Annotated in this window: 6 protein-coding genes; 4 read left to right on the forward strand and 2 right to left on the reverse strand. The window is 60.5% G+C overall.

Translation table 11 applies throughout. The features are described 5' to 3' along the window. Window positions 1-12 precede the first annotated feature (12 nt). The 4 genes from dapE to AC1DUB_RS23380 all read left to right on the forward strand — a co-directional run bounded on the left by dapE (window position 13) and on the right by AC1DUB_RS23380 (window position 4,922). A complete protein-coding gene (gene dapE, locus AC1DUB_RS23365; protein ID WP_477731550.1) occupies window positions 13-1,302 on the forward strand; it encodes a succinyl-diaminopimelate desuccinylase in 1,290 nt (429 codons plus the stop codon). Next, entirely contained in the window at window positions 1,299-2,189 is an 891-nt protein-coding gene (gene prmB / locus AC1DUB_RS23370; RefSeq protein WP_477731551.1) for a 50S ribosomal protein L3 N(5)-glutamine methyltransferase, read from the forward strand. Before dapE ends, prmB begins: the two co-directional genes overlap by 4 nt. 95 nt (window positions 2,190-2,284) lie before the next feature. Beyond that, entirely contained in the window at window positions 2,285-4,315 is a 2,031-nt protein-coding gene (locus AC1DUB_RS23375) for an ABC-F family ATP-binding cassette domain-containing protein (RefSeq protein WP_477731552.1), read from the forward strand. A 67-nt stretch (window positions 4,316-4,382) separates the two neighbouring features. Continuing rightward, window positions 4,383-4,922: a hypothetical protein gene (locus tag AC1DUB_RS23380; RefSeq protein WP_477731553.1), complete on the forward strand. Its 540-nt coding sequence runs from the start codon at window positions 4,383-4,385 to the stop codon at window positions 4,920-4,922. 174 nt (window positions 4,923-5,096) lie between these two features. Here the strand turns inward: AC1DUB_RS23380 and AC1DUB_RS23385 are convergent, their stop codons facing one another. Together AC1DUB_RS23385 and AC1DUB_RS23390 are read right to left on the reverse strand one after the other, a co-directional pair. Next, a complete protein-coding gene (locus AC1DUB_RS23385; RefSeq protein ID WP_477717261.1) occupies window positions 5,097-5,306 on the reverse strand; it encodes a DUF1059 domain-containing protein in 210 nt (69 codons plus the stop codon). Window positions 5,307-5,616: 310 nt separating this feature from the next. Next, window positions 5,617-5,931 (reverse strand): hypothetical protein, encoded by a 315-nt coding sequence (locus AC1DUB_RS23390; protein WP_477731554.1) that lies wholly within the window; start codon window positions 5,929-5,931, stop codon window positions 5,617-5,619. Window positions 5,932-6,137: the final 206 nt, after the last annotated feature.

The raw sequence follows: 6,137 nt of genomic DNA on the forward strand, positions 1-6,137 counted from the left end.
TCAAGCTTTTCTATGTCAGCTACCCTTCGACTCACCGAACAACTGATTTCCCGCCCGTCCGTAACACCGCTCGACGAGGGCTGCATCGACCTCCTTGCCGCCAGGCTTGCTGCGCTGGGCTTTGTGTGTGAGCGCATGGACAGCGGCCCCGACAGCTTCCGGGTTGTCAACCTGTGGGCAAAACGCGAAGGGTTTGGCCCTTTGGCCCAGCAGAACCGCGGGCAGTCAGCTGCAAAATCAGTAGCAGATCAGGTTGAGGCCCATACGACGCCCATCAAAACACTGGTTTTCGCGGGCCACACCGACGTGGTGCCCACCGGTCCGCTGGAGCAATGGCACAGCCACCCGTTCACGCCCAGCCACCGCGACGGCCAGCTGTACGGCCGCGGCGCCGCCGACATGAAGACCTCGATTGCCGCCATGGTTGTTGCGGTCGAGGAATTTCTGGCGGCTCACCCGCAGCCCGGGCTGTCAATTGCCTTCCTGCTCACCAGCGACGAAGAAGGCCCGGCCACCGACGGAACCGTGGTGGTCTGCGAGCAACTGAAGGCGCGCGGCGAAAGACTGGACTACTGCATTGTGGGCGAGCCGACGTCGGTCAGCCATCTCGGTGACATGATCAAAAACGGCCGGCGCGGCACCATGAGCGGCAAGCTGACCATCAAGGGGGTGCAGGGCCATATCGCTTACCCGCACCTGGCCCGGAACCCGGTTCACCTGTTTGCCCCTGCCCTGGCAGAGCTGGTAGCCACCGAGTGGGACCGGGGCAATGCATTTTTTCCGGCCACCAGCTGGCAGGTGTCCAACGTGCATGGCGGCACCGGCGCGTCAAATGTGATTCCGGGCGAGCTGGTGGTGGATTTCAACTTCCGGTTCTGCACGGAGTCCACGCCCGAGAGCCTGCAACAGCGACTGCAAGCGGTTCTGGACCGGCACGGACTCGACTACGACCTGAAATGGACGGTAGGCGGCCTGCCCTTTCTGACGACCCCCGGTGAACTGGTCAATGCGGTACGCGGCGCGATCCGCACCGAGACGGGCCTGGACACCGAGTTGTCCACGACAGGTGGTACCAGCGACGGCCGGTTCATTGCCAAAGTCTGCCCGCAGGTCATCGAATTTGGCCCGCTCAACGCATCCATCCACAAAATCAACGAATGTGTGGACGTGAGCTCGCTCGACCCCCTCAAGAACATCTACAGGGGCGTCCTGGAGCGGCTGGCTGGCGTGGCAGGCACGGCAAGTGTGGCTGACGTAGTTGATGGTGTGGCTGATTTGGCGTCCTCGGCGTCCGCGCCATGAGTTCTGCGATGCCTGTTACGGTGCTGGCGCTGATCGAGCAAATGGCCGCCAGGCTGGAAGCCGCGGGGCTGAGCTTTTCCAACGGCTTTGGGCAAGGCACGACCAATGCCTTTGACGAAGCCGCCTGGCTGGTGCTGTGGAAGCTGGGCCTGCCGCTGGACGACCTCGATTCAGTGGAAAATAGCCCAGTGGCCTCGGCAGATATTGAGCAGGTAGCTATGCTTTTTGAAGCACGCATCAGCACCCGCAAGCCCACCGCCTACCTCACCCACGAAGCCTGGCTGATGGGCTTGCCCTTTTACGTCGACGAGCGCGTGATCATTCCGCGCTCCCTCATTGCCGAGTTGCTGGTAGACGCCAGCATCGACCCCTGGCTGGGCGAGAACACCCGCCGCGTGCTGGATTTGTGCACCGGCAACGGCAGCTTGGCGGTGTTGGCGGCGATGACCTACCCCGATGTCATAGTCGATGCCGCCGATATCAGCCTGGACGCGCTGGCCGTGGCTCGCATCAATGTGGAGCGGCATCATCTGCAGCAGCGGATCACGCTGATCGAATCCGATGGCCTGACCGCCTGCCCCGGTCCTTATGACCTGGTTTTGTGCAATCCACCCTACGTCAATGCCGCCAGCATGGCCGCCTTGCCCGCTGAATTCCGGGCCGAACCCGGGCTGGCGCTGGCCGGCGGCGCCGATGGGATGGACTTCGTTCGAAGCCTTTTTCTGAACGCGGCCCGCCATATGAGCGAAAATGCCGTCTTGGTGCTGGAAATCGGCAACGAGCGCGGGAATTTTGAACGCGCCTTCCCTCACCTTGAACCGCTCTGGTTTGAAACCAGCGCCGGGAGTGACCAGGTGATGCTTCTCACACGCGAACAGTTGGCCTGAAGCGCTGGCCCGGAATTTGCGCCTGGATCGATGAAGGTGCAATGCGCCTCCCAATAATTTTCCTGATCGTGATTGATCTTGAGTCAGTGGTTTAAATGATTACCCTAAAAAACGTGGTGCTGCGCCGTGGCGCCAAAGTAATTCTTGACAGCGCATCTGTCAGCCTCAACCCCGGCGAGAAAATCGGCCTGGTGGGTCGCAATGGCGCGGGGAAATCCTCGCTGTTTGCCATGCTCAACGGCACGCTGCATGAAGATGGCGGCGAATATTCCATTCCCGCACAGTGGCGCATGTCCCAGGTCGCGCAGGACATGCCTGAGACCGAGCAAAGCGCAACCAGCTATGTCGTCGAAGGTGATGTGGTCCTGCTGGCCGCGCAGGCTGAAGTGGACGCCTCCGAGGCCAGCGGTGACGGCGACCGCATGGCCCACGCCTATATGGATCTGTACGACGCTGGCGCGCACGATGCCCAGGCACGCGCACAGGCCCTGATTCTGGGCCTGGGGTTCAAGGTCAGCGAGCTCGACAACCCGGTCAACAGCTTCTCGGGCGGCTGGCGCATGCGCCTGCAGCTGGCGCGCGCACTCATGTGCCCTTCCGACCTCCTGCTGCTGGACGAACCGACCAACCACCTGGATCTGGATGCGCTGGTCTGGCTGGAGGCATGGCTCAAGCGCTACCAGGGCACCATGCTGGTCATCAGCCATGACCGGGAGTTTCTGGATGCGGTAACCGACGTCACGGTGCACATTGAAAACGCCAAACTCACACGCTACGGCGGCAACTACAGCAAGTTTGAAGACCTGCGCTCGGAACAGATGGCCTTGCAGCAGACCGCTTTTGCCAAACAGCAGGACAAGATAGCCCACCTGCAGAAGTTCATTGCCCGCTTCAAGGCCAAGGCCASCAAGGCCMRRCAGGCRCARAGCCGSGTCAAGGCGCTGGACCGCATGGAGAAAATCGCCCCCCTGCTGGCCGAAGCCGACTTCACCTTCGAGTTCAAGGAGCCGGCCAACCTGCCCAATCCGATGCTGTCGATGCAGAACGCCTACTTTGGCTACCCGCCGCCCGAAGACGCGCCCGATGGCACGCCGCCCACCGTCATTGTGCAAAACGTCAGCAAGTCGGTGCTGGCCGGCCAGCGCATCGGCATCCTGGGGGCCAACGGTCAGGGCAAATCGACCGTGGTCAAAACCATAGCACGGGCACTGGCGCCGATCAGCGGCGAGATGACCGAAGGCAAGGGCCTGAACATCGGCTATTTTGCACAGCAGGAGCTGGACGTGCTGCGTCCGGCCGACACGCCACTGGAGCACATGATCCGCCTCGTCAAGGAGGTCACCGCAGCCGGGAAAATCAGCGGGCAGCAAACCCGCGAGCAGGACCTGCGCAGCTTCCTCGGCATGTTCAATTTCGGCGGCGACATGGTCAAACAGGCCGTGGGCAGCATGAGCGGCGGCGAGAAAGCCCGCCTGGTACTGTGCATGATCGTCTGGCAGCGCCCCAACCTGCTGCTGCTCGATGAACCAACCAACCACCTGGACCTGGCCACGCGCGAGGCCTTGTCGATGGCGCTCAACGAGTTTGAAGGCACCGTCATGCTGGTCAGCCATGACCGGGCACTGCTGCGCGCCGTCTGTGACGAGTTCTGGATGGTCTCGCATGGCGGCGTTGCCCCGTTTGACGGCGACCTCGACGACTACCAGCGCTACCTGCTCGATGAAGCCAAGCGGCAGCGCGAAGAAGCCAAAAAGTCGACCACCAATGGGGTTGCACCAGCGGTTACGGCCAGCGCCACCAAAACCATGGCGAGCAGCGCAAATTCCAGTGGCGTCAAGGCCGGTTCTGATGCGAAAAAACCGCCCCATAAAAAGGATGAAGCCCAGCGCCGCCAGCAGCAATCCGACGCCACCAAGCCACTGCGCAAGGAACTGGAAAAGATAGACAGCCGGATGCAGTCCCTGAACACCGAGCGTGACAACCTGCAAACCGCACTGACCACCATCACCGCACCGGCGGAAATCGCCCAAGCCGGCAAACGCCTCAAGGCCATTGACAACGAAATCGGCACGCTCGAGGAACGCTGGCTGGAACTGACCGAGCAGATTGAAACTGCCACGGTGTAAAGTAGCTTCACCCAATATCCAGTACCCAGCACCCATCGACTTTTCACACGTTTGAAAGGGTCCTGAAATGCCTGCTGCTACCGTTCTGAACAAGACGCCCAGTGACGCCGCACTGGAGGCTGCCATCAAGCGCAGCCGCCAACTGCTGAACCGGCGTGCCATGGTCGCCGCGGTCGCCAGCGCGGTGCCCGTTCCTGGCCTCGATTGGGCCGTCGATGCCGCCCTGCTTTCACGACTGATTCCGGAGATTAACGCGGAGTTTGGCCTGACACCCGCGCAGCTGGATCAACTCAACCCCAGCAAGCGGGAACAGGTCCAGAAAGCAGTTGCCATGGTGGGTTCGGTACTGATCGGAAAATTCATCAGCCGTGATCTGGTGATCAAGGCCGCGAGCAGCCTGGGTGTGAGACTGACGAGCAAGCAGGCCGCCAGGTTCGTCCCCCTGGCGGGTCAGGCCATCTCGGCCGCGATAGGCTATGCGGCCATCCGCTATTTCGGCGAGGAGCATATCCGCGACTGCGTGCGGGTGGCCCAGACCGCCGGGCTTTTGCCGCCACCGCGCCCACCCAGCGCTACGCGCGCCCGAAAGCAATGGGTTCAGGCGTAACTCGCGCTGCCCCGGTAGTGCCCCGACGCCATACGCATCGATTCCACAGCGCATAAGCGCTTCCCGCACATGCCGTGCGCCTCGCCCGAGGAGTACGGGCGCCGTATTTCGGCAAGGCAGATTGCATCGCCTGCCCCATCCAGGCGGACAGGCAGGCAAAGCTGATCCAGGGGTCTACTTGGCTGGAGCCTCAACAGGCGGCGTGCCGACCTTGAACAATTGCTGAAGCTGCGAGCGTAATTCCGGCGTATCCTGGTGCTGATGGATGGCGACCGCATGCTGTACCGCGGCCTCCAGCAACTCCTTGTCAGAATCGGCAGCCAGTGCCACCGTGCAATTCATGGTGCTGGGAAATTCCCGGCAATCAATATATTTGCGTGTCATTTCAACCTCCTCATCAAGCAAATGATGGCAAGGCTCGGATCAAGGCGTAGTTCACTATTGAATGGCGTCTACCCGGGCGAAGTGCAAATGCGGACTGGCCGCTACTACTTATAGTTAAAAATCCCGTTTCACGCAAGGCGCCACCGGCGGCAAGATGACCGGCAACCGGGCCGTTCCGTGGGGGAAATTTGACTGCTTTTCATCCTCCTCGCAAGAGGAATGCGTGAATACGGAATAGTCTGGAGCGAATCCACCGGCCCAAACAGTCCTGCGGACCTGAGCCATTGGCGCCTTTGCCGCTCGCGAACCTCTAAAACTGGGGCGGCAATTCTGAAGCCGGGGCTTCTTTTTGCTGCCGATAAAACTGATCAGGCAAGTAGCCCGTATTGACGGATAGCACTGACAGCGCCGAATGCTCCAGGGTCGCGCCGCCAAATTTCAGTGGCGCATTCAGCTCCAACTCAAGCCTGGTCACGAACAAGGCTGCAAGTGCGAGCAGCATTCCTATGCCAAGCGGCACGCCAATTCTTTTGACAAGCAACACAAACGTTGGGTGCAATTCCATCCATTCGCGAGAGAGCAGATGAGGATGAGGATGAGGATGAGGATGAGGAATATCAGACATGATTTCTCCTGGATGCTGACGTGATTTTTTGTACCCAGGCAGTTCGCTGTGCCGATCGCGAATACCGCATGAATACCGGATAGACACTAGGCCGCATTAGCCAAAAAGACTATGTAAATAATTGGAGTGTGTTTTTACCCATACTCCAAAAAAGGCAGTCCAGAACGGCATCACAGTTCTGCGCTTTTTTTAGCCCGGTGTTTCTT

This window comes from Polaromonas sp. P4_F9 (assembly GCF_056401235.1).

Coding starts and splice junctions, on each gene's coding strand:
- dapE (WP_477731550.1), top strand. CDS start 13: ATGTCAGCTACCCTTCGACTCACCGAACAACTGATTTCCCGCCCGTCC.
- prmB (WP_477731551.1), top strand. CDS start 1,299: ATGAGTTCTGCGATGCCTGTTACGGTGCTGGCGCTGATCGAGCAAATG.
- AC1DUB_RS23380 (WP_477731553.1), top strand. CDS start 4,383: ATGCCTGCTGCTACCGTTCTGAACAAGACGCCCAGTGACGCCGCACTG.
- AC1DUB_RS23385 (WP_477717261.1), bottom strand. CDS start 5,306: ATGACACGCAAATATATTGATTGCCGGGAATTTCCCAGCACCATGAAT.
- AC1DUB_RS23390 (WP_477731554.1), bottom strand. CDS start 5,931: ATGTCTGATATTCCTCATCCTCATCCTCATCCTCATCCTCATCTGCTC.